The sequence below is a fragment of the Apibacter sp. B3706 genome, from assembly GCF_011082725.1.
Classification (GTDB): Bacteria; Bacteroidota; Bacteroidia; order Flavobacteriales; family Weeksellaceae; genus Apibacter.
This window is the reverse complement of the sequence record NZ_CP049715.1, coordinates 1108409-1131400: the sequence shown is the minus strand read 5'-3', so window position 1 is coordinate 1131400 and position 22992 is coordinate 1108409. Positions and strand designations below refer to the sequence as shown.

The following is a 22992-nucleotide window of genomic DNA, read 5'->3' as shown; positions in this document are numbered from 1 at the left end:
CTACATTTTCCTCGACGATCTTGGCAGCGGCTAAAGCTTTTCCAATTCCGCTTGTTTTATTTCAATTAGCTCGCTTAATTTAGCGGAAGCACCTAAAAAGTAAGAATCATCGGTTTTTATTTCTTCATCTCCCCCTAACCAACAATTGGTAAGAATAACTTCATTAAACTTCATAGGATTAGTTGAACTTGCAGCAGTTGCGGCAGCTAAGATTTTCCTGTCCGGTTTTTTTAGATAGGCCTCTTTATCTTCAACAATTAATTTAAAAATTTCTTTGTGTTTAGCTTTCCATGCCTCGATTTGTTCTTGGCTGATTGGGTTAGTTTGAGTATTCATAATTTTTTTTAATTTCTAATTAGCATTGAGATATTACATCAAGAGCAATAAACGGAAGGGTAATTTCCATGAATTTGTCTCCTTGTTTAAATTCTTTTCCGGCCTCTGTAAAACGTACACCGGTGATACGATCCATAATTAACATATCTCCATTGGTTGGGTTACCATAGGCACCTACTAAATCTAAACAAAGGTTAAGTATATCTCTGTTTTTAGCAGAAGCTACTAAACTTTCATATTCTGATTGCAGTAATGTAATTTCACCTTCTATGGAAACATTTCCGGATTGAATTGCTCGTGCATTTCTGCCTTTTCCATATACGGCTTCTCTTTCTATTTTTCGGGTATATTTTACACCTCTGATTCCAGTTAAATCTTTACCTCCTAACGTAGCAGTAAAATCTGCCCATTCATATTCTCTACTGTTAAACATTTTTTTATTATTTTTTAGTTATATCAAAGCCTAATAACACATCTACAAATCGGTTATATCCGTGAGGACGAACTCGAGCCACAACATTTATTCGGGATGTTGCCACAACGTTTTGAGACGGGTCTACAAATATTTTAACTCCATTATCTCTATTTTCAATGTTGGAAGACAATTCACCGTAGTTTGTCATAAGCGAAACCAAAGCATTTTCAAGATCTCCTTCTATACATTTGGCATAAATAGGGTTGATGGTTCCGTCGATTTCCAAATCGATATCATCCAATAAATAGTTGATTAATGTTTGATACGTAATTCGGTATGCTTTGTCAATTACTCTTCTGTTAGTAAGATAATGATAGTCATCACTCACCGGGCTGGCTGTATGGTCGTCTGTAAAATAATAGCCTGATTTTCCAACATGAGTTCTGAAGGTGATAAACCCTTTTTCATTTAAAGCTTCTACATCAAAAGTTTCTGCCGGTTCATTTGCAATGTAAGCATGTAAATTGCTTAAAGCTCCGTCTCTAACTTTTCCAATATTTTGATGTACTTGATTTTTTGCCAATCTGCCGGCTACGATACCGATGGCTGAACCTTTACCTTTTTCTGTATCACCTAAAAGTATGGATACACGGTTGTTGGAATATTCGAATAAGTTTGGTAATTCAATTACATTACCGGTAAATCCGTATCCTTCTAAAACTACAAAGAAAGGTGCATACTTAGATTTTGTGTAGCTTTCTGCTAAGGATTGAGCATTGGTTGCAGTAAGTAACACCTCCTCATCTAATCCGTTTACGATGGTTAAATTCTCATTATCATCCGGTGAACATTTAGTAAAAATACCGGTAAGCTTACCATTGGCAGCATCTAATAATTTTTCAACCGGTGCTTTTCCTGTAACTTCGTCCACTGAAAACCAATTTGAGGTTTTTGTGCTTTTAGGCATACCCAGTAACCATAATTCACGTCCTTCTCCGCTTTCTTTATAAAATTCAGAAAGGGTTTTATATAAATTTTGGTTCGTTGACGATACTATGCCCAATTGAGCCACTTGTTTCATGGATTTAACCATGTAGGGTTTATTCAATTCGAAAAATTCAGTAGCTTCTGCATGTGCCACTAATCCGAATACGCCATCCGAATTGGCTGCTACTGCTCCTAGAACACCATTGTCAAAGTCTATGGTTATTTTTGGTAAATTCATTATTAGTTAATTTTGATTTTTGATTATTGATGTTATTTATCTTATTTGTTTTTTATGATTGTTTGTTATACACTTTATTTCTTAATACCCTTTCTAAGTAGATAGATAATGAAAGTACTTATGAATAATAAAGTCACAATTTTACCTGTCCCTAAACAAAAACTTTCCCAGCGTGATAAATTTTTAAATTCGGTATGGGTTATGGTTTCGGTTTTAAATTCTTTTGTGTGATGTTCTTTCCAAGTGGCCACTAATTCTTGCGCACGAGTTTCACAATCCACGGTAAGAATATTATCCTTAATTTGGATTTTAGGGAATTTTAAATGGTTTTTTCCGGATTCTGATTGGATGATTTCTTTAATTACAGCTTTTCCGTTTCTCCATTCAATTAAAGCCTTTAAAGAACTTGTATCGGGTTGGATTTTAAAAATCGAATCTCTGATTACTTCATTATTAGTTATTTTTTTATCTGTGAATCGATCAGGGGTTGCTATTTTATTATTTTCATTACAGCTTATCAAAAGCATAGTAAAGAATACGGGAATAATAAAATTTAAGACGATCTTCTTATAATTGTACGATTTCATTTCTTTAAATATTTTTATATTCTTCTATGGCATCAAAACTTGGACAAGTGGTATTGGCAGATGCAAAATCTCTATGTCCCAGTATTTGAGCAGTTGGATATAATTTTCTTAATTCTTTAAGTAATTCAATCAGACTTTTTTTTTGGGCCGGATTTCGTGTGTCTTTAGCTTTCAAGTTTTTGTCAGCTCCTCCTATATAGCAAATACCTATGGCATTTTTGTTATGTCCGGCAACTTGGGCAGGTATCCTGTCTACATCCCTTCCCGGTTCAACAGTACCATCTAAATCTATGACGTAATTGTATCCGATTCCGGCCCATCCTCTTTCTTTATGCCAACGATCTATGTCTTTGGCCTTATCGTTCCTTCCTTCGGGAGTCGCGGCACAGTGTATAACCAAATATTTTATGGTTCGTATAGATTTTTTAAGGTTCATATTGCTATTTTATTAAATACTGTCTGCCTGCGATTCATTCGTGAATTTCGTTTTAACGCGTTGGTTAACCTTTTGCTTAGCAGACAATATTTTTTTATTTGGTTTATTTTCTTTGTATGCTTTCAAATGATTTTTTTTAATGACGGATAATTCTTTTACCGTAACTAATCCTTAATCGTTCGAAATTTTATACGGCAAAATTGAATCATAAAAGATTGCAAGTAAAGAAAGTTGTAAAGCTTCTTGACAATCTTGTAAAGTACTTGCACAGAAGTGTCAAGTTTCTTTACATACTAATACAAGTTGCGTTTATTTTCTTAGATATTTGTTTAAAACCATAGTACAGGTTACTCTTAGATGCGGGTAATTATGATCTACAGCCGAATTATTTTTCAGCGATGTATCGGTTTCTTATTAATTAGTGATTTTAGTAAAGAGTAACCTTTTTTAAGAATATAAGTTTTTATAAGCAATTCATTATTGATGAAATTTTCAACTGAAAAGTATTTGAGAAAGTTTGTTAAATAATACTTTTTATGTTGATGTAAGATATTTATTAACCAAATTTATAATTAATGATCGAAATTTTAGAATCTCTACAGGCGAGAATAGCTGAAATTAAGGAATTTTCATATGTTGGAGAAGATTGGGGACAATTAAATTATGAGGAAATCCCTTACCCTTTATCTTGGCCTTGTGCATTAATTTCTATTAAAGAAGCTACTTTCGAAGATAATGGAAAAAGCAAGTCAATGACTTCCCATCACAAACAACAAGGTTTTATAACGTTTGACATAACGGTTGCTACTTTAAAATTTTCAAGTCAAAACAGTAATTCTGAGGATGTGCAAGCAAATGCTTGGGAAGGTTGGAATTATTTAAAAAAAATACATGAAAAATTGCACGAATGGAGACCGAAAAGTTTTTGCGGGAGCTTGAAAAGATCTTCTTGGAAATCTGTCCTAAGAGAGGATGGTATTCAAGAACTTCATGTATTCTATACGATGAGTATATCCAATTGCTAGTTTAAATCGGAATCCGGAGTAAATATGATCGTATATAAGGTTTGTCTGGATATGAAAAACTTGGGATAAATAAATTGTCTGTATATCTGAGTAAGAGGCATACCGTTATTGCGTTTAACTTGTAAACGGTATTCTTCTTTTATGGCTCTGTATCTTAATTTTGTATTATTTCGTAAGTTTTTGGTACTCATTTACACAAAATTATTATTATTGTATGAAATATCCAAATAATGATTTATTTGTGATTTTTTGGCAGTTAGAATGATGTAACCTCTTATCATTTTATTGTTCGATCGATTGAACAGATTCTTTTATACAACAATTATCGCTCATTGGTGACCCTGTTTTTTTTAAAAGTAAAATGCACAAACGAAATATTTTTCAACAGGTGGCGGCGGTATTTTTCAATCCATTTTTTTATACTTGAATTTAAGTATTCCTTCTAAGGCCGTTATTAGTTTACTGCATTCTTTTACTGACATTTCTAATAAAGGTTTTCTTACGGGTGATTTTTTACTTGCTATAAATTTTCCCAGAGTATTTAAATCGGCGACTATACGGTTATGTTTTTTATTAAAAATAGTCCAATTTAAATCGTAACATAAACGCAATAGAGTTAAATGCTGTTTATTATTTTTATCAAACTTTCCCCAGTGGGTATATGTTTCTTTGAGAGCAGCAATTAACCTGTTAGCTTCTTCATCGGTAAGATCTTTGGTACTGCTTACTCTCCCGTGAGTAAAATGAAAAATCAACTGTTGACGCAGAGCAGGGTCTTTTTTTACATCTTCGGAGAATAAACTGAAAAGTTGCTTGATTTGATAGTCATGTACTTTAGGTGTTTTCATCTTGTTTATGTTTTTCAGGAAGTAAAAATGTTAAGTCAAAATCTTTAGGAAAATCCACGGAGGCGATGGAGAGATCTATGGTTACTTTATGACCTAATTTATCGAGGTAATGAGCTTTTATGAAAAAGCTGGAACGGGTAGGCTTATAGGCTTGTTGTATGATACGAACTCCATCGGTGAAAGTTTCGTGATCCAACTTATCGGCTAATGAAATTAATTCAAGCACACGGGAACTTTTTAAATTTCCTTTGGCATCTTTTTTTAATAGTTGATTAATGATGGTTATAGTATGGGCGTCGGCCTCTTTCTTGGCAAGGAACCTTATGTATTCATTTATTTTAGCTATTCCTGAGTTTACCGTGTCATCCCAATTATCGGTAACGTGATAGCCGATGGTTACAGATTCGCCGTTTGCGGTAGTAAAAGTATGGGATTGTTGTTCTTCTTTTACTCCGTATATGGAATATTTTAATTGAATAAGTTTTTTTAAGGCAGAAAAGGTAAATTTTTTGGAAGAGCGAAGTTCTTGGGAAGTTTTAATAAGATGGTGGATGACTTCCGGTATAGTTTCTTCAACTAACTCTTTATAAGCTATCCGGTCCGATTCTTTTTCTTTTTTTTTCTTTTTTAAAGCTTCTAAAAGCTCTTTTTCGGTTACTGTGCTTAGATCTGGTATGGACATGTTATGATTGATTTTAAATTAAAGTTTTTAAAAGCTAGTTAATTTTTATTTTCACTTTTTGGCCGAAATGATTTTCTTCCCAATGCATCGTAGGGCGTTTCCATTCGGTTCTTCTGATTTCCAAAAGTTTGGTAAATAATTTTTCCTGTAATGAAAGGGGAAAAGAAGGGGGCTGACATCTTGTAATCTTGCCTATGTTTCGATGGATTTCACAGCGCTCTGCTAAGTTTAAAAATTTCTTTTCTTCCGTATCATAGGATAAAAGATCTCGTAATATTTCAATATTTGCCAATAGTTTCATGTTAACATTTATTTTCGTCTCTTCGTATTAATTCTTTTAGTATTCGTGTTCTTTCCATACGGAGTAAAATTCTAAGTAAAATGTTTCCTTCTTGATATTTATCTAATTCACAGCTCAACCGATACACGTGATCTTCTAATTCGGTTTCGCTCCATTCCTTTAGAGGTATTTGATTTAAGGGTAGTGGTTTCATGGGTTTGTATTTTTTCTTTTAAGACTTTCATTACTAAATTATTAGGGTAAATATGTTGGTAGCTTGATAAGCTGTGCGCCGAGGCAAATGCTTCGTTGAGGGCATCTGTTTCAAGTGAATTTATATGGGTTTCATTTTCTGATATTCCGACTACTCCGAATGCTTCTTGTGTTCGGATATTCCATTGGGTTGACCACCACTTCCAATATTGGGGAAGAGAAAGTAATATTTGTATGTATTCTTCTTTATATTTTTGAGGACAGGTATATCCCAAGTTTTCGGCAAATTCGCATCCCGTTTCAAACAGATTGGTTTGATAGTCTTCTTGTGAAGTTTTTGTAAGTCGGCAAAAATTAATTTGTGTATGGGTTGGTTTCATAGTTGTTTATTCATCAGATAAAATAATAGATTCATCATTCATCAGGGTAACCCGGAAAAAAGGATCTATAAATAATTCTTCATTTACTTTAATTGTGTTTAATAGGCCATATTTAAACTCTTCTTTGGTTTGCTCTAGCATGACTTCCATATCGTCAGGTAAATCATTGATTTTTTCTTTTAGTTCTTTTACTGTCATAAATGTTTATTTCGGGTTAGCTTTATCAAGTTATTGAGAGTTCAATTCTTATTGTTATTCATGGAGTGAAAGTTTAACAATTAACTTTTTTTTCTAACTGATTGATTTTCATCTAATGGTTAGATTGTATTGGTCGGCACCTTCTTGCCAAATTATATAACTTTCTTTTCCTCCGTATCTACTTACGGCATTTGCTGTATAGCCTTCAACATAAATTTTAACAAAGGCATCGTATCGTACTTTTTTTGCAATTCGTCCTTCCGGATTGCGACCTTCGGCATGTGAAATCCATATAAATAATTTGTTTGAGTATTTTTTTATCAATTCTTTATACGAGGTATAATTGATTCCTGAATATTGTAAACTGTCAATGAATATTATATCCGGCGATTTGTGCAAGTTTAAGCGATGGTCTAATTCTTCGATGCTGTCTTCAATCAGTACAAATCTTCCTCGGCATTTGTCCATATTATTTCTTTTGCAGGCTTCTGCAAAAGATTCGCTGTTTCCTTCTTCTAATCCGTTATAAGCCACTCTGCCAAACTTTGAGAGATATTTGGCTAATTGTATGGCATATCCGGTTTTTCCGTTTCCTGAATTTCCCCAAATAATCCAACTGCCTTTTAATTCCGGTTTACCTATATGTGCTTCCCATATTCCATCAAATGGTAATACTTTTCTTTTTTTGGTATAAATTTCATGAATGGATATTGCTCGTTTCATTTAATTTCTTTGTTTATTTTTTTTAAGGCATATATTTTTCTTTTCACTCTGCGCAAATCTCCTTCACTATCTTGCCATATTTCTTTAATACGGCATTTATTTTCTATTCCGTTTGCTATGCAAATGGAAGCGACATCTGATGCCGTGATTCCTCCAAATTCTATAAATCTCCTGCCAATTCGGCTGAAAATTTCTTTATATCCTTTTTTGTTTAATTTTAAACCTCTTTTGATTCTTTTTTCCAGATGATCGGTTGCCATTAAGATAATGGCGCAATGATCTTCTAATTGATTGTAGAGGGATATGAAAAAGTAAAGGACTTGATCGCTTAATTTATCTGCTTCATCCAGGATTATACCGGGCTTTTTATTTTTTTTTAAAATCCGTACTGCTTCAGACATCATCTCGGCAACGGTCAGTCCACCGGAATCTCTTCCCAAGACGTTTAATAATTCAGCTAAAAAGTATTTCCGATTCCAATATTCATTGCATTGTAAGAGATAGGTATTGGGTGTATTTTCAACAAATGCCTTTGCTGTCTCGGTTTTACCGCTACCGGCAAAGTTTATTACGGCAAATACTTGTGAGTCGTCAACTGCATCTTGAAACAGGGTACGAAGATTTTTAAAATTCGTTGTTTCTACTACTTGCCAACTTTTTTCGTAAATTTTTAGTTGTGCATTGATAGATTTCCATACGTTGTCTTTGATAACCGGCTTTTCTCCTTTGAGAATCTGAGTGAGTTGATCCGTACTTAGTTTCAAGTTATTGGCGGCTTCTGTTTCACTTCCCAGTTGTTTAACATAGTCTTGAATTTTTTGAACCGTTTGTATTTTTTCTTCATTATCCATATTTTTGTTTGGCTTTTAGTCCCCTAAGGGGGGCATTTTTGTTTTTTAATAAAGTTCTCTGATATCTTCTATGGTTTGTAAACTTTCTTTTTTCTGCCAACTTCCAACATCTTCATGCATCACTTTTTTGCTTTTTCTTCCAATTTTGGAATTTTCCAACCCTTTCAGATTGGGTTTAACCAATCCATAGGATTCCGCATCCATGTTAAAACTTTTAAGGATCTCATCCATTTCATTTCTTCGTTGGATACGCTTATTCTTATTTTCTTTTTTGACCTTTTTAATCCATTCTGCTTCGAATTGTTCTTGTTCTTGTTTTCCTCGGTGTATTTCGGTTTTTAAAACGGCTTCTCTTACAAATCGTAATTGTCCTTGTGGATCTTTCTGATATAAATAAATCATGCTCATATCTTCCGGATCATATTTGACAAAAAATGATTGATTCACGGCTTTTTCGTGAAAATCTAAATCGGGCATACCATCTTCTCGATAAACAAAATAGTCGTAGGTTACTTTTTTTTCCTTAAAAGAAAATCCGAAGGAAGACCATTTTACAGGCTGTTTTCTTTCAACCCAAAAGAAATTGACCATGTCCCATAATTCAATCTTAGGCGCTTTTTCATTTTCGCTGTCTAAATACGTTTGAAGTCGGGATTTACCGCTGAACGGATGGGGAGAAAGATTCCATTCTTCTCGTATTTTTTTATAAATCTCTTTTATTTCGGTAAGGGAGGGGAGATTGCTTTTATTAGCTAAGATGAATTCCATATTAGCTTTAGAAATTTCTTTTTTAGCTTGGATATTTTGTCCTGTAAAGAACCAATAACGAGCAAGATGTTGATTTTGCAGACGATAAAATGCATTTTCAATGGTTTTGGATTTTCCGTTGTATGGCTCGGTTTTTATGGACAAATGGGCTATTTTATTTAAAAAATTCTCCGTTTCAAGTTTTTTATGTCCTCCTTGGTTATCAAAACCTATTTGATAGGGTTTATGTCCTGAAAATTGTATGGCCATCCGATATGCTGAATATTGGGCTTGATAGTTTTCTTCTTTACTGATATGATATCCAAGCAAAACCTCGCTGTATGCATCCATAACTTCATAAACAGAAATGGTTTCCATTTTGCCCTCCTCAGTTAGGTAAAAGAAGTTTAATTTGGTTCCGTCGCTATACCAGAGTGAATCTCGTAGTGTTGGTAATTTAGTTTTTTGTTGGTAATTATATTTTTCTTTGTATTTAAGTTCTCCAAATTTGTGTCCGTACCACAAAGGCATTATTTCTTCGTCATATATAAAATTGTATATGGTTTTTTCTTCAACTGTTTTTAATCCTTCGCTCAGGGCATAAAGGTTATATTCTTGATGTAATTGTGATATGCAGACTGTTCTTTGGACTTGATTACTCCATTTGGCTAACAGCCAGAGTTTGGAATTTTCTGTTAGTTTTTGACTGTGGGTATGGCAATAGTTTTTATGTATTAAAATTTGATATCCATGAGTTTGATATACTTTTAATCGTTCTCGTAAACGGCGGTAATTTTCCGGTAAAGAATGCGGCCATTTGTTTTTATCGAGATTTTTTACAATTTCTGCAATATTTTCCCACATTTTTTTTTGATTGCCTCCCAAGACACGACGGCGCATCAGGGTATGATTTATAATTTTTGAAATAGTATTTAGCAGGGATGCATTGCAGGTATATTCTTTTTTTCTGTTTTCAGGCAAGGATTGACCATTTTCCAATAGGTATTCATTGAAAAATTTTTCCGCTTTTTCGTCTTTTTCTATGCATTCTAAGAAAGTGTATTTTTTTCCTATAGTATAAGGATCTCCGGCTAACTCTAATACCGATTTTTTAATGTCGGATCTCATACTGTCAAATTCAACTAACGCCTTTCTTCCATTTCCTCCTTTTCGTAAGAGAATTAAATGGTTTCTTTGTGTTAATTGTTTATAGGTACTTTGTTTGAGTAAACCGGATTTTCCAAATAACCAATTGGATAAAACACCCCATTTATTATTATAGAATTCATAAACTTCCATTGGTATTGATAAAAAATAGTATTCTTATTCTACGTTAGTTATTTAGACGAGTTTTTAATATACTGATGCATATTTTCTTAGACTATTTTTGATTCATTAATTTGTTTTTAAAATAGTTGAATTTTTTTTCGTGGGATTTTTTAAATGGTATTCTTGGATAATTTTTTTTCGAGTTTCTATAATAATATCCAGAGCTTCTTTTGCATTTAAATCACCTCTTTCATACCTCATACGTGCTGCCTGACTGGTACAACCTAACATTTCCGATAGGGTTACAAAATCTCCATATTGTATTTTTTGTGCGTTTTTGTTAACATTCTTACTTCTTTCCATAAATTTGTGTACATGTTTTTACAAATATATAAACAATAGTCTAATAAAACAAAATATTTAGACAATATTTTAATATTTATTATGAAAGCTATACATAGAATCAAGCAATACATTGATTATAAAGGACTTAATAATAGTTCTTTTGAGAAAAAAAATAATCTGTCTAACGGGTATATAGGTACTCAATTAAAAAGAGAATCTGATTTAGGGGAAGGCGTACTTAATAAAATATTAGACAATTGTTTAGATATAAATCCTGTATGGCTTTTAACCGGTGACGGCGAAATGTTAAAGAGTAATGATGATTTAACTGACATTGCACTTATAGATGCTATAAGGATGCAAAAAAAACTTAATGTAGCCGAAAAAAAAATAAAAATATTAATTGAACTAAATGAATTTTATAGAGAAGAAATTGAAGAGCTCAAACAAGAGATAAAACAATTGGAAAAAAAAATTAATACTTAGTTTATAAAGAATAAATTATATTAAAATATATATTTTAAAAAGATAAATTTTAGGCAGCTATATATAAATATCGTTTCATTTATCCTGTATATTCGTACATTTATAGTTTTACAAAAAAACAAAAAAACTTTTCACTACTATAAATAATGGACGAAAATACGCTTATAAGAATAATTACTTATTTAAATAAAAAAGGCACTATTTCTGAAAAAAAATTTAATTGGTTATATAAAAATAAAGATATAATATTGGAATTATTACAGATATATTTTGATTATTTAAAAAATTTCGCATATGATAATGAATATTATATCAAAAAGTATAAAAAATCTAATTTGATAGATTTTAAAACACTTTGTAAAAAGTATTTAGACAAAAATTTAAATAATTAATAAATAATATATGGGGAATCTTTACTAGAAATTAACTACTTATCTTTATAATATTTTATGCTTTAACTTAATATATTAAATTATTTTTTTAATCTTATAACTTACACATTCAAAAATCCTGTCTTATTTCAATTAGCTGATAGTCAATGCATTAATAAATTTATATTTTTTTCTTCGTGGAATATATGTATGTTATTTTTGCTTTTAAGTTATATTTTTAATCGATAATTAGAATTATATATATGTTTAACGCTATAAAGTATATTGTATTTTGTATACCCAACTGTATACCCAATTTTAAACCCAACTTTTTACTGAGGTTTAGAATGAATTTTTAGGAAATAAAAAAAAGAATATTTTTTTTAATCTATTTCGTTATAAATTGTTGTAAATGATTAACTTAAGCAGTTAATCGATTATATCGTTAGAAATGAATTTATAGTGAGGAAAGTGTATGCAAAAAGATAAGAAGTTAATAATAATGTACAATATAAAAAAGTTAAGTCGTTTGCTTATAATTCTTAATTCTTTAATTTACAGATTATTATAAATATTTATATATATTGATTTAAGTACATTTTATTTTTACTTGTTTAGATAATAATCTATAAAAAATTGTATTGTATTCAATAATAATTTTTTTCATTCTCAAATTTTTATAATGAAGAAAATGTAATTATTATTTGGGATAATTTCTATAAATATTTAATTAATTTTTCAGTCAGAAATTTTCTGTGAAAATTGGAAATTTTTGCTGAGGGAACATGTGCAGTATTGCTTTTCCAACTTTTAAATTCGGTTAAAATGAATTGTTTTAGATGATCGTGATCGTTATAAGTAAAATGTTTACCGGATTCAGTTTCAATTAAAATTTTCTCAACATCAGCATTTTGTGGTCCTATAGATAAAATGGTTTTACCTGTTGCTAAATATTCAAATAATTTACCCGGAATGATACCTTTGGATTTTATATTATTAAAATTGGTTAATAGCAATAAATTAGAATTATTCATTTCTTTAATCGATTCAACATGAGGTAAATAGCCTATATTGACCCAATTATTTTTTAAAGCCGAATTATTTAACTCTTCTATAATAGAATCAGAAATTTTTCCCACTAATTTTAAACAGAATTGAGAAGCAAATGTTGGATTATCTAAAATTAATTCCGCTAATACTTTCCATAAATTAGTGGGATTTCGTAGCGTCTCGAGCATCCCTACATATGAAATGGTGAATACAGAAGTTGGTTCATCTGCTCTATTTACTTCTGAATCAAAACCATTAGTAATACATTCAACATTTTTAGCTCCTAATTTTTTAAAATTTTCTTTATCTGTATAACTGGTCGAAAGAATCAGATCGGCATTTTGAAAAACTTCTTTTTCCATTTCCTTATGTTTTTGATCTGATCTTTTAGTTAGTTTTAGTTGAGAGTAATAGGAAATTTGAGTCCAAGGATCTCTAAAATCGGCGATCCATTTGATTTTGTCTTTTTTTATTTGCTTTAATCCTAATCCTATTAAATGCATACTATGAGGAGGTCCGGTTGTTACTAAAGTATCTATATCGTACTCATTCATATATTTTTCAAGAAACTTAGTCGATGGTTTAATCCAAAACATACGAGCATCGGGAATAAAAAAATTTCCTCTTATGAATACGGAAACCCTGGATAAAATGCCTTGTTTTATAGAGGTTTCAAATTGACCGGCTTTAAAATCTTTATTTTTCTTGGTGAGTTTCTCAGCTAAACGGTACGGTTCCCATATAGGTTTTTTGATAATTTTTATTTTTGGATTTATTTCATCAACCAAGCTTGGATCTAAAATAGGATAGGAGGGATTTTCGGGAATATAAACATGAGGTTCAATACCGAATTCCGGTAGATATTTTGTAAATTTTAACCATCTTTGTACCCCTGGGCCTCCGGCCGGAGGCCAATAATAGGAAATGATCAAAACCTTTTTACACATGTCTTACAAAGCTTTTGAAATCTCAGCGGATTTACTTCTTTTTTTGTAGTCATATATCAATAATATAGTGCTTATGATTACAAAAAGAAGACAAGTGCCCAGAGTTATATATTTTCCTTTTTGAATTACGGGAGGATTAAAGGAAAAATTTATAGTATGTTTTCCTGCAGGTATTTTTAAGGCACGTAACGTATAATCGGCTCTATAAATAGGAACTTCTTTTCCATCGATTGAAGCCTTCCAACCATGTGGATAATAAATTTCCGAAAAAACTCCTATTTTTTCCTCTTTACTATTAGAAACATAGGTTAAATTATTCGGTAAATATTCTTTTAATTCTATAGAAGACAAACTATCAGAGGAAGATTTTATGGTAAGGTCTTTTTTATATTTTGAATTTATGACTGCTTTTCTTTTGTTATCAATCTTTCCCAATCCTAATAATTCCTCATCGGCATTGTTGGCAAAAACAATTTCATTTACAAACCAAGCATTTCCATTATTATTAGGATTAGGAATAGGTCTGATTATAGAATCGGCAGTGATGATGTACTTAGTATTAAGCATATCAAGTATAGGTAAATTTAAGCTGTCCGATAAATAAAAATCTATTAAATCTTGATATCTCCTTAATTTAGCACCATGATATCCACCAATCGATTGATGAAAATAAGAGGTATTAGTTTCATTAAATGGACTTAATAACAAATTGAATACTCTGTAATGAGCATGATCGTTTTGTTTAATTATATCTAATGCCTGGTTAATAGGTGCTGCATTGACAATACGAGCCAAGGTTGGATCGGTTTGGGCTTTTTCTAATTGACTTTCTGTTACTTGAGTAGGAAAAGGATTTTTATAAAATTGTTTGTCCACAAAATTATCATCATTTAAATAACGTTTATCCACTCCCCATAAATCAACTAAAGATAATGCGGCAATAGCTAAAACCGCATAACTTGATTTAAAGGACTTAATTTGAGCAGCCCAAAGAAGTACAGAACAAACTAAAACGAAGAAAAAAGTTCGTAAAATATCTGATTGGAAAAGGGCAAAACGATCTTTTCTAATTGCTTCTAATATTTCAGATTTTATAGCATTACCTTCTAAAGAAGTATGAAAGCTAAATATTTGTAATCCTAATACATATAGAAGTAATAATATAACCAATATAAAAACGCAACTTATATATAAAATTTTAGTTTTGTAAACTTGGGTAAGAGATTCATCCATAAAATATGAATACGTACCCAATAAAGCTAATAAAGGAATAGTAAACTCAGCAATCACGAGAGCGGAAGAAACAGCTCGAAATTTATTATATAATGGGAAATACTGAATCATAAAATCAGTAAAGATCCCAAAATTTTTACCCCAAGCTAAAAAGAAACTTAGAACGGTTGCTGCAACTAACCACCATTTATATCTCCCTTTATAATAAAATAAAGCTAAAAAGGCTAAGAATATGACTACAGAACCTTGATAAGCAGGGCCTACGGTACCCGGTTGCTCTCCCCAATAAGAGCCATTAAAGGCACGTTGAAAATGAGTATATTCTTCCTGTGATCTAATATTTTCCCGTAAAGATGATTCAAGATTAGAGGTTTTAAATCCTTTTTCATTGTTACCACCTCCCATAAAATTAGGAACAAATAAATTTGCCGTCTCTAAAATGCCATAGCTCCAATGAGTAATATAATCTGTATCTAAACCCTGATTAGAGGAAACGTTATTTTTACTTATAGTTAATTCTGACTTTCCTCGCGTAGTTTCCTTTGAATATTCATAGGTTGATAGTAAACGGGTAGAATTCATTCCTAACGCCAGTAAAATTGCCAGAAGAAAAAAGCCAGAAGAAATACCAAAAGATTTTAATGTTTTCGTTTTAAAGCTGTGAATAAGTTCAATCAAACCAAAAATTCCTAAAGCTAAAAACAGATAATACGTCATTTGTGGATGATTTGCTGCAATTTGTAACGATAAGAATAAAGTGGTAAGAATAAATCCGGTAACATATTTTTTTTGATACAGTAAATATACACCTGCAATAAATGGCGCAAAATAGGCTATCGTATGAATTTTAGCATTATGACCGGCTCCAATTATGATAAAAAAATAGGTTGAAAAAGAGAACATAATACTTCCCAACAAAGCATATTTCCAATTTTTTAACCATACCATACCTAACAAGTAAAAACCGGATAACAACAAAAATAAATAACTGGCGGGAGTAGGAAAAGTTCTTAATAAACGATCGATACTTTTAATTATATCTGAAGGATAATTAGCTCCCATTTGGTAGGTGGGCATTCCCCCAAACATGGAATTGCTCCAATAGGTGTCTTCTCCATGAATAGATCGATACTCTTCTAATTCATGCGCGCCGCCTTTATAATGGATGATATCAGGTTGAGAAATATATTTACCTGATAATAATGGACTAAAATACATAAAGGAGAGGATGACAAAAAAAAGCAAACATCCTACAACCGGCAAAAAATAACTATTTTTTTTCATTGTCTTTAGTTTCTACTTCTTCGTAATCAACTGTTTCTGCATCCCATTTAATACCCTTATTCGGAGAAGAATTTTTTCTTTGGTTATTAAATTGATGGGGCTTGGACCTGGAATATTTCTTTTTTGCACGAGTACCCGAGAAAATTTTATTTAAAATATTAAAAACAAAATAAGCAACTGTGGCAAAAAATATAAATTCAATTAATCTTCCCATCGATAAATATATAAATTAATTAGTAACCTATCAATTAATATACGTGTTATTTACAGATTTCTGCACCACCTTTTCAGTTTCATCACCTTTACTGGCTGATTTGGTTTCCGTAATAGTCATAGTAAAATTGGCATTGGAAATCCAACCGGATTTATTATTTATGATAATTTTTCCACTTTGAGTTCCCTTTACAGACAATTTATAAGTTATCCCTTCTACCACTTTAGAATCTGTTTTAGAAGGTAAAGTTCCCTGAATACGAACTTCAGTTAAACTGTCACCCACTTTTACTAACTGATTATACCCTTGGTCTTTCAATTCCGGATGAGAATTCCATTTCTCTCCAATTTTTAATCCTTTAGATGGAAATTTCATAATGGAACCTTCAAATTGTGCTTTAAAAGTTTCAGGATTCAGACCCAATTTAAAAGCATTAATAAAATCTTCCAGTTCTTTTCCTTTCAATTCGGATTTTAAGGTTGATTTTGCTTTTTCATAAATGGCATCCATACCCTTTATGTTTGAAGCATTTCCGTAAATATCCATCGTTAATGTAAAAGTAACATTGCTGATTGCTCTATATATTTTCCACAATTTTGCTTGATCGGGATTTTCCGGTTTTTTACCGTTAGTATCAAATACCACTACTTTACCATCCGCTTTAGTAATAACTTTTTTGCCCCCCATGGATACTTGTAAGGTATATATATCATTTTTGATATCTAATACCGTAAAGCTTATTGGATCTATGGATTCTTGCGAAACAGATTGACTTTTATCTCTAAAAGTTACTGTTTGCTTATTAATTTCTCTTGAATTAAAAGAATAGGTTTTACCTTTTTCAAGAATATATCTAAGGTGATAAAGGCTATCCGCATCTTGATAGATACCGGTTATAATTTCAGGACTATTTTTTTCTTGTTTATTAGTATCATTACTCGGTAAAGTTGATTCCGTGTTCAAAGATATTCCTGAACGGTTTGTTTCATCTTTTTTTGAAATGGAAGTATCTGGTAATTGTTTGGATTTTTCTTCATTTTTGCATGATACAAGACCACCACCCAATAAAATAGATATAAACAAATAAGATACTACTGACAATTTTTTCATTACGTCAAAATTTTCTGCAATTTACTAAAGATAATTAGTAAACAAATGATAAAGCTCGGAAAAACCTAAGTTTTTTCTCAGTTGTTTACAATAATTTTGAAAATTATATATTTTGAAAATTCTATCAGGCTAATTAATTTGTATTTTAGCGTTAAATATTATTTATTCGAGGATTTTTGAAAAATCGTTTAGAACTTAAGACATACAAAGACAAAGAGCTTTTAGATAAATATAGGGAAACTCAAGATATCGAATATTTTGGTGTATTATATAGCAGGTATATTCCTTTACAATATGGACTTTGCCTTAAATATTTAAAAGATGAACATAAAGCCCAAGATGCAGTAATGCAACTGTTTGAAAATTTACTTCCTAAAATTTTAAATTATAAAATAGATTATTTCGGATCATGGTTATATACAGTTTCCAAAAATTATTGTTTACAACAATTAAGAAGAGAAGGTATAGAAATAAATATAGATCATGCTATGGAAAATGTGCAATCTGAGGATGTTTGGGACTTATTGGATGAAAATAATGATGATAAAAAATATCAAATGTTAGAAGATTGTATATCCAGGCTACCTCAACCTCAAAAGACATCCATTGAAATGTTTTTTTTCAAAGATAAATCGTATAGGGATATTTGTGATGCTACTCAATACAGCTTGAAAAGTGTTAAAAGTTATATACAGAACGGTAAAAGAAATTTAAAGCTTTGTTTAGAAAAAAATCTTAAATGAAAAATTTACTTAACTATATAGGAGGTAGAAAAAGAGGTAAAGATGCCAGAGATATTGAAAGGCAATCCATGAAGGATGACTTTTTGAGAGAAGCTTTAGAGGGTTATGAAGAAGTTCAAGGAGACCCAAATAAGGATATTAAAAAGCTTGAAAGAAAAATTTTAGATAAAACGAATCCTCGAAAGAATATATTTCCAATTTATGTCGTAGCTGCCGGATTAGTTCTTCTAGTCAGTATAAGTATACTATATAAATTAACAAACGGTCAAAGAAAGGAAAGAAATTTAATCGCTTATGAAAAATCAGGAAGTAACGACAAGAATACGAATATTCCCTTTGCAATCAATGAATACAACAATAGTTCAAACAATGAAAAGAAGGATTTTTCCGATACTTTCAAAGTAAAATCACAAAATAAAAGTAAACCTTTGACTATCGTATCTAATCATACATTGAAACAAAAAATTGATCCTAAAGAATTTATTCGAAATATAGAACCGGAATCAATCGAAGAAGATACCGATACCTTTGAAAATAAATTTATTGCACACCGGGATATAAGCGCTGAACTCAGTCAAGAAAAAGTTGAGGAACCGTTATTATCTTTGAAAACAATGAATAGAGATACCTCTCTTGAACCGGTAAAAAAACTCAACAAAACTGATCAAGAAACAGATCAAATCTATTCAGGCGATTCTTTAATAAGAGATTCACAATCTTATGGTATTATACATAAAAGTTTTGAATCTCAGCCCACTATAGGAAGGGACAATTTCAATACCTATATCTATAAAAATCTGTTGGTTAAAAAAGAAAAATGTGATACTAATGAAGTTAAGATAGTTATTGGATTTACTGTAAGTAAAGAAGGCAGACCGAAGAAAATACACATTCTTCAATCCAATTGCGATAAATTAGCTAATAGAATCATTAAATTAATTAAATCGGGAAGCAATTGGACGGAAGGAGAAGGAATATATCGTTTTGTCAGATAACTTGATTATTTACTAAAATTAATTGGAGTTTCTAAATTTTTATAACTACTTAAATCGGCTTTTAAAGATCCAACGGCTAATTCAGCTTTAATTTGAATTGGAACATGATTTGAGTCATCGGTTACCCACATAGTTACACTTTCTTTCTCTTTAAAAACTCTTCCTGCAAGGACATAGGGTCTGATTTTTAAACATTTTACTTTTCCAAAACTTGAAGAGACTGTTTCTCTATTCAAAATTTTAAGTTTAAAATTTAGAGTTTCACCATCCATAAATATATTAAGATTAATATAATCGCCCGCTGTATAATTATCGGTATTCATATTTCTTAAATAATAAAATGCAGATAACATATCGTGCATTTCTCCCGTATAATTATAGGTTTTGGAAGTATTGGATTTATTATTGGTATAAGTAATATTTTTATTCGTATGATCAATGACCATCGTTTGATCTCTTACATAGGAACCTTCGCGAATTTTACGTATAAATTTAGAAGAAAGCATAGTGGATTTATCTATATAAGTTTCATATAGGTCTTCCACTTTAAAAAATAATTTTACCGCACCGGTAGAATATCCTTTACCAACAACATGATAGTGAGTTTTTTCATTATATGTTACCAAATTTGTGGTAAAAGTAGCATATCCGGCATTTAAAAAACCATAATGAATCCTGTACTTTAAATATTCCCCGTCTTTAAATTGAGTAGGAGAGGGCGTTGAATAATCCGCTGATATAAATATAAAAAAGAATAAGAACGTAACTACTATCGTAAATAATTTTTTCATTCCAAATTTTTGGTTATTAGTTATAGCTCATAACATTTATTAAATAAAAGTAATTAATATAAAAATAGATTAAAATATCATAATTCTATCAAACTTATTGCCAAAAATTAAATAACAAAAGAGCAGGATTAAATTTTTTATTCGCTTATACTTATTACTTCTTCAATTTCGGGTACATGTTTTTTTATAGTTGATTCAATTCCTAATTTTAATGTACTTTGATTAATTGAACAATCAGAGCATGCGCCGGTAAAGCTTACAAAAACCTTATTATCTTTGATTTCTATAAGTTTAACATCGCCGCCATCGGACATTAAAAAAGGACGAATTTCTTCTAATGCTTGATTTATTCTGTCTGTTAATGTATTCATTTGCATGTAAAATAATAAAATTAATTGTTGGAACATCCTGCCATTGTTGTAATTCTTACCGCTTCTGAAGGTGGTAAATCTTCATTTCTTTTGACCAGGCTGCTTATCATATTTTTAGCCAAGTTCATATAAATTCCGGATACCATTTCATCTTCTTGCAATACGGCCGGTCTTCCGTAATCAGAAGCCTCTCTGATGGATTGTATGATAGGAATTTCACCTAGGAAAGGAAGGTCCATAGATTCAGCTAATTTTTTAACACCTTTTTTTCCGAAAATATAATATTTATTATTCGGTAATTCTTTTGGTGTAAAATAAGCCATATTCTCAATTAAACCAAGAACAGGTACATTAATTTCGGGCATTTGGAACATAGCCACCCCCTTTTTTACATCGGTCAGGGCCACATGTTGCGGTGTACTAACGATTACGGATCCGGTTACGGGAACTTCTTGTACGATCGATAGATGTATATCTCCGGTTCCCGGAGGAAGGTCTATAAGAAGGAAATCCAATTCGCCCCAATTGGCATCATGAAGTAATTGGTGGATCGCTTTGGAAGCCATAGCTCCTCTCCAAATAACCGCCTGGTTGGCTCCTGCAAAAAATCCTAATGAAAGGAGCTTTACTCCGTAACTTTCCACAGGTATAATTTTATTATTATCTGATAAAGGCTTTTCATTGGTAACATCAAACATGGTAGGAACCGAAGGTCCGTATATATCAGCGTCCAATAAGCCCACTTTAAATCCCATTTTAACTAAGGCTGTTGCCAAGTTGGATGCAACGGTAGATTTTCCGACACCGCCTTTTCCTGAAGCAACTGCAATTATATTTTTAATACCCGGAATAGCATTTCCTCTGGAATCTTTTTTTTCCGGTACTTCTACTGAAATATTCAATTTAAGCTGTACATCTTTTCCAAACTTTTGTTCAAAAGCTGTATGCATAGCTGTTTCCATTCTTTTCTTTTCATGTAGGGCAGGTGAATGAGAAAGCATATCGATGATAACGGTATCACCCATAATTTGTACATTCCTGACTAAGTCATCAACCTCTATTTCCTTCAAAAAGTTTTTAATTTCTTCTTTACTTGCCATCTTGTATTTTCTTAAAATAAAAAAGTATAATTCCTTTTTATTGTCTGTACAAATGTATTAATCTTTATGGATTTATGAATACTTTTTACTAAAGAAAATCTATAGTTGAATAGTTTAAATGAATCAAAGTATAATTAAATTTTTAACTTGCCTAGTAAAGGGTATTCAGATTTAATTTGACTTTAAGCCAGGATAAAAACTTATGTTGAGTGAAAATTTAATTTTTAATAAAAATTAATAGTTAGAAAAAAATGTAACTTTACCAAGGATAACCCATTCACTATGGAACTGAGAAGCGTACACGTTACAAGATACATTACCCCGTTGAGAGAAGGAGGTTCCTTACCTGCCTTGGCAGAAGCTGATGACGGGTTTAATTATGTAATTAAATTCAGGGGAGCAGGACACGGAACTAAGGCTTTAATATCTGAGTTAATTGGAGGGGAAATTGCGAGATTGTTAGGATTGAACATTCCTGAAATAGTATTTATCAACTTAGATGAAGCGTTTGGTCGTACGGAAGCTGATGAAGAAATACAAGATTTACTTAAAGCAAGTAGAGGATTAAATTTAGGTTTACATTTCTTGTCAGGAGCGTTAACTTATGATCCGGTGGTTACAAAGGTGGATTCCTATCTAGCCTCAAAAATTGTATGGTTAGATGCGTTTTTAACTAATATTGACAGAACGATTAAAAATACCAATATGCTTATTTGGCATAAAGAATTATGGCTGATTGATATGGGAGCTTCCTTATATTTTCATCATTCTTGGATAAACTGGGAACGATTATCGGTTACACCTTTTGCCGAAATTAAAAACCATGTGTTATTACCTTTTGCCTCGCACCTCGAAGAAATAGATCAACAGTGCAAAGAACTAATAAGTTTAGAAAAAATCGGTGAAATAGTAAATTTAATACCCGATGATTGGTTAGATTGGAGAAGTTCCGAAGAATCCACACAGGATATAAAAAATATTTATCTAGAATTCCTTTCTAACAGATTAAATAATTCACAACTATTTATAAAAGAAGCAAATAATGCAAGAAAAACGATTATATGAATATTCCGTCATACGATTGGTGCCGAAAGTTGAAAGAGAAGAATTTATAAATGTGGGAATTATTTTGTTTTCAAAAGAAGCTAAATTTATCAAAGTCGAATATATAGTTGATCAAGAGAAAATAAAATGTTTTAGTAAAGATAATACTTTTGATATTGATTGTATTATAAATGCGTTGGAAGCATTTAAAAAAATTAGTATAGGAGATTCTTCAGGACGAGGCATAGCTGCTATGGGTATTGCAGAAAGATTTCGTTGGCTAACTTCTGAAAGAAGTACTATGATTCAAACATCCAGACCACATCCCGGGTTTTCTTCGGATCTTAATCAAACATTTTTAAAATTATTTAACGAATTGGTAATGTAAAACAAATTGCTTGTTAACACAAAGATCATTTTCATTTATCTTTTCATTTAAAATTATATGTAATTTTTACGCTAAAATTTAGCAATCATAGTAAGATAATTAGTTCTAATACGAATAATTGTTCCTTAGCTTTTTTTATTGTATTATATAATTTATAGAATATTATATCATATTATCAATTAAGTTTATTGTTTTTTTATCCATATATAAGATTAATTTTTTAAAAAATTATATACAATCTTTATGGAATTTAGTAATTTAAGCATCTTTATTGTAATAAATTAACAATAGATATTTTATAATTT

The 22992-nt window shown here is 31.1% G+C and carries 28 protein-coding genes; 6 read left to right on the top strand and 22 right to left on the bottom strand.

The window, feature by feature from the left end; genetic code table 11:
- Nucleotides 1-30 precede the first annotated feature (30 nt).
- The 5 genes from G8C41_RS05100 to G8C41_RS05080 form a co-directional block, all read right to left on the bottom strand.
- Nucleotides 31-336 (bottom strand): hypothetical protein, encoded by a 306-nt coding sequence (locus G8C41_RS05100; RefSeq protein ID WP_160542221.1) that lies wholly within the window; start codon nucleotides 334-336, stop codon nucleotides 31-33.
- A 19-nt stretch (nucleotides 337-355) separates the two neighbouring features.
- A complete protein-coding gene (locus tag G8C41_RS05095; RefSeq protein ID WP_105297459.1) occupies nucleotides 356-769 on the bottom strand; it encodes a hypothetical protein in 414 nt (137 codons plus the stop codon).
- Nucleotides 770-776: 7 nt separating this feature from the next.
- Nucleotides 777-1976 carry a DUF2586 family protein gene (locus G8C41_RS05090; protein WP_166006477.1) on the bottom strand — a complete coding sequence of 400 codons (1200 nt, stop codon included), beginning with the start codon at nucleotides 1974-1976 and terminating at the stop codon, nucleotides 777-779.
- 74 nt (nucleotides 1977-2050) lie between these two features.
- On the bottom strand, nucleotides 2051-2563 hold the full coding sequence (locus G8C41_RS05085) for a hypothetical protein (protein WP_160542219.1): 513 nt from the start codon (nucleotides 2561-2563) through the stop codon (nucleotides 2051-2053).
- A 4-nt stretch (nucleotides 2564-2567) separates the two neighbouring features.
- Nucleotides 2568-2999: an N-acetylmuramoyl-L-alanine amidase gene (locus tag G8C41_RS05080; RefSeq protein WP_166006475.1), complete on the bottom strand. Its 432-nt coding sequence runs from the start codon at nucleotides 2997-2999 to the stop codon at nucleotides 2568-2570.
- 575 nt (nucleotides 3000-3574) lie between these two features.
- Here G8C41_RS05080 and G8C41_RS05075 point away from each other — a divergent pair.
- Nucleotides 3575-4024: a hypothetical protein gene (locus G8C41_RS05075; protein WP_166006473.1), complete on the top strand. Its 450-nt coding sequence runs from the start codon at nucleotides 3575-3577 to the stop codon at nucleotides 4022-4024.
- On the opposite strand, the gene G8C41_RS05070 is transcribed toward G8C41_RS05075, so the two are convergent.
- From G8C41_RS05070 to G8C41_RS05025, 10 genes are all read right to left on the bottom strand, one after another.
- Entirely contained in the window at nucleotides 4021-4215 is a 195-nt protein-coding gene (locus tag G8C41_RS05070) for a hypothetical protein (protein WP_105297464.1), read from the bottom strand. The genes G8C41_RS05075 and G8C41_RS05070 overlap by 4 nt on opposite strands.
- 213 nt (nucleotides 4216-4428) lie before the next feature.
- Nucleotides 4429-4872, bottom strand: coding sequence for a hypothetical protein (locus G8C41_RS05065; RefSeq protein WP_166006471.1), 444 nt, complete (start codon nucleotides 4870-4872; stop codon nucleotides 4429-4431).
- Complete coding sequence (locus G8C41_RS05060) at nucleotides 4859-5554, bottom strand: DUF3164 family protein (RefSeq protein WP_166006469.1); 696 nt, start codon at nucleotides 5552-5554, stop codon at nucleotides 4859-4861. The genes G8C41_RS05065 and G8C41_RS05060 overlap by 14 nt, the downstream gene beginning before the upstream one ends.
- Nucleotides 5555-5588: 34 nt before the next feature.
- Nucleotides 5589-5855 carry a hypothetical protein gene (locus tag G8C41_RS05055; protein ID WP_160542215.1) on the bottom strand — a complete coding sequence of 89 codons (267 nt, stop codon included), beginning with the start codon at nucleotides 5853-5855 and terminating at the stop codon, nucleotides 5589-5591.
- A 107-nt stretch (nucleotides 5856-5962) separates the two neighbouring features.
- Entirely contained in the window at nucleotides 5963-6427 is a 465-nt protein-coding gene (locus G8C41_RS05050) for a hypothetical protein (protein WP_166006467.1), read from the bottom strand.
- Between the two features lie 6 nt (nucleotides 6428-6433).
- Complete coding sequence (locus G8C41_RS05045; RefSeq protein WP_160542213.1) at nucleotides 6434-6625, bottom strand: hypothetical protein; 192 nt, start codon at nucleotides 6623-6625, stop codon at nucleotides 6434-6436.
- 108 nt (nucleotides 6626-6733) lie between these two features.
- The gene (locus tag G8C41_RS05040) at nucleotides 6734-7348 is read right to left on the bottom strand and encodes a hypothetical protein (protein ID WP_160542212.1); all 615 of its coding nucleotides are present in this window, start codon (nucleotides 7346-7348) and stop codon (nucleotides 6734-6736) included.
- Nucleotides 7345-8199, bottom strand: a complete 855-nt coding sequence (locus G8C41_RS05035; RefSeq protein ID WP_166006465.1) for an AAA family ATPase — start codon at nucleotides 8197-8199, stop codon at nucleotides 7345-7347. The genes G8C41_RS05040 and G8C41_RS05035 overlap by 4 nt, the downstream gene beginning before the upstream one ends.
- 45 nt (nucleotides 8200-8244) lie before the next feature.
- Nucleotides 8245-10245, bottom strand: a complete 2001-nt coding sequence (locus G8C41_RS05030; RefSeq protein WP_166006463.1) for a transposase family protein — start codon at nucleotides 10243-10245, stop codon at nucleotides 8245-8247.
- Between the two features lie 96 nt (nucleotides 10246-10341).
- Complete coding sequence (locus tag G8C41_RS05025) at nucleotides 10342-10578, bottom strand: hypothetical protein (RefSeq protein WP_160567349.1); 237 nt, start codon at nucleotides 10576-10578, stop codon at nucleotides 10342-10344.
- Between the two features lie 81 nt (nucleotides 10579-10659).
- Here G8C41_RS05025 and G8C41_RS10085 point away from each other — a divergent pair, with 81 nt between their 5' ends.
- Nucleotides 10660-11046, top strand: coding sequence for a hypothetical protein (locus G8C41_RS10085; RefSeq protein WP_185149847.1), 387 nt, complete (start codon nucleotides 10660-10662; stop codon nucleotides 11044-11046).
- Nucleotides 11047-12133: 1087 nt separating this feature from the next.
- Here G8C41_RS10085 and G8C41_RS05015 read toward each other — a convergent pair.
- Genes G8C41_RS05015 through G8C41_RS05000 form a run of 4 tightly spaced genes read right to left on the bottom strand, consistent with a single transcriptional unit; the run spans nucleotide 12134 to nucleotide 17255 of the window.
- Nucleotides 12134-13414, bottom strand: a complete 1281-nt coding sequence (locus tag G8C41_RS05015; RefSeq protein WP_166006461.1) for a glycosyltransferase family 4 protein — start codon at nucleotides 13412-13414, stop codon at nucleotides 12134-12136.
- 3 nt (nucleotides 13415-13417) lie between these two features.
- Nucleotides 13418-15931 carry a YfhO family protein gene (locus G8C41_RS05010; RefSeq protein ID WP_166006459.1) on the bottom strand — a complete coding sequence of 838 codons (2514 nt, stop codon included), beginning with the start codon at nucleotides 15929-15931 and terminating at the stop codon, nucleotides 13418-13420.
- A complete protein-coding gene (locus tag G8C41_RS05005; protein ID WP_166006457.1) occupies nucleotides 15918-16145 on the bottom strand; it encodes a hypothetical protein in 228 nt (75 codons plus the stop codon). The genes G8C41_RS05010 and G8C41_RS05005 overlap by 14 nt, the downstream gene beginning before the upstream one ends.
- Before the next feature lie 30 nt (nucleotides 16146-16175).
- A complete protein-coding gene (locus tag G8C41_RS05000; protein WP_166006455.1) occupies nucleotides 16176-17255 on the bottom strand; it encodes a DUF6263 family protein in 1080 nt (359 codons plus the stop codon).
- Between the two features lie 176 nt (nucleotides 17256-17431).
- Here G8C41_RS05000 and G8C41_RS04995 point away from each other — a divergent pair, with 176 nt between their 5' ends.
- On the top strand, nucleotides 17432-17998 hold the full coding sequence (locus G8C41_RS04995) for an RNA polymerase sigma factor (RefSeq protein WP_166006453.1): 567 nt from the start codon (nucleotides 17432-17434) through the stop codon (nucleotides 17996-17998).
- Nucleotides 17995-18993 (top strand): hypothetical protein, encoded by a 999-nt coding sequence (locus tag G8C41_RS04990; protein WP_166006451.1) that lies wholly within the window; start codon nucleotides 17995-17997, stop codon nucleotides 18991-18993. Before G8C41_RS04995 ends, G8C41_RS04990 begins: the two co-directional genes overlap by 4 nt.
- 5 nt (nucleotides 18994-18998) lie before the next feature.
- On the opposite strand, the gene G8C41_RS04985 is transcribed toward G8C41_RS04990, so the two are convergent.
- The 3 genes from G8C41_RS04985 to G8C41_RS04975 form a co-directional block, all read right to left on the bottom strand.
- Nucleotides 18999-19784 carry a DUF3108 domain-containing protein gene (locus G8C41_RS04985; protein ID WP_166006449.1) on the bottom strand — a complete coding sequence of 262 codons (786 nt, stop codon included), beginning with the start codon at nucleotides 19782-19784 and terminating at the stop codon, nucleotides 18999-19001.
- A 137-nt stretch (nucleotides 19785-19921) separates the two neighbouring features.
- Complete coding sequence (locus G8C41_RS04980; protein ID WP_105298136.1) at nucleotides 19922-20161, bottom strand: NifU family protein; 240 nt, start codon at nucleotides 20159-20161, stop codon at nucleotides 19922-19924.
- Between the two features lie 14 nt (nucleotides 20162-20175).
- The gene (locus tag G8C41_RS04975; protein ID WP_166006447.1) at nucleotides 20176-21255 is read right to left on the bottom strand and encodes an Mrp/NBP35 family ATP-binding protein; all 1080 of its coding nucleotides are present in this window, start codon (nucleotides 21253-21255) and stop codon (nucleotides 20176-20178) included.
- A gap of 282 nt (nucleotides 21256-21537) precedes the next feature.
- Here G8C41_RS04975 and G8C41_RS04970 point away from each other — a divergent pair, with 282 nt between their 5' ends.
- Both G8C41_RS04970 and G8C41_RS04965 read left to right on the top strand, forming a co-directional pair.
- Nucleotides 21538-22320 (top strand): HipA family kinase, encoded by a 783-nt coding sequence (locus G8C41_RS04970; protein WP_166006445.1) that lies wholly within the window; start codon nucleotides 21538-21540, stop codon nucleotides 22318-22320.
- Nucleotides 22298-22687: a DUF3037 domain-containing protein gene (locus tag G8C41_RS04965; protein WP_166006443.1), complete on the top strand. Its 390-nt coding sequence runs from the start codon at nucleotides 22298-22300 to the stop codon at nucleotides 22685-22687. The genes G8C41_RS04970 and G8C41_RS04965 overlap by 23 nt, the downstream gene beginning before the upstream one ends.
- Nucleotides 22688-22992 lie beyond the last annotated feature (305 nt).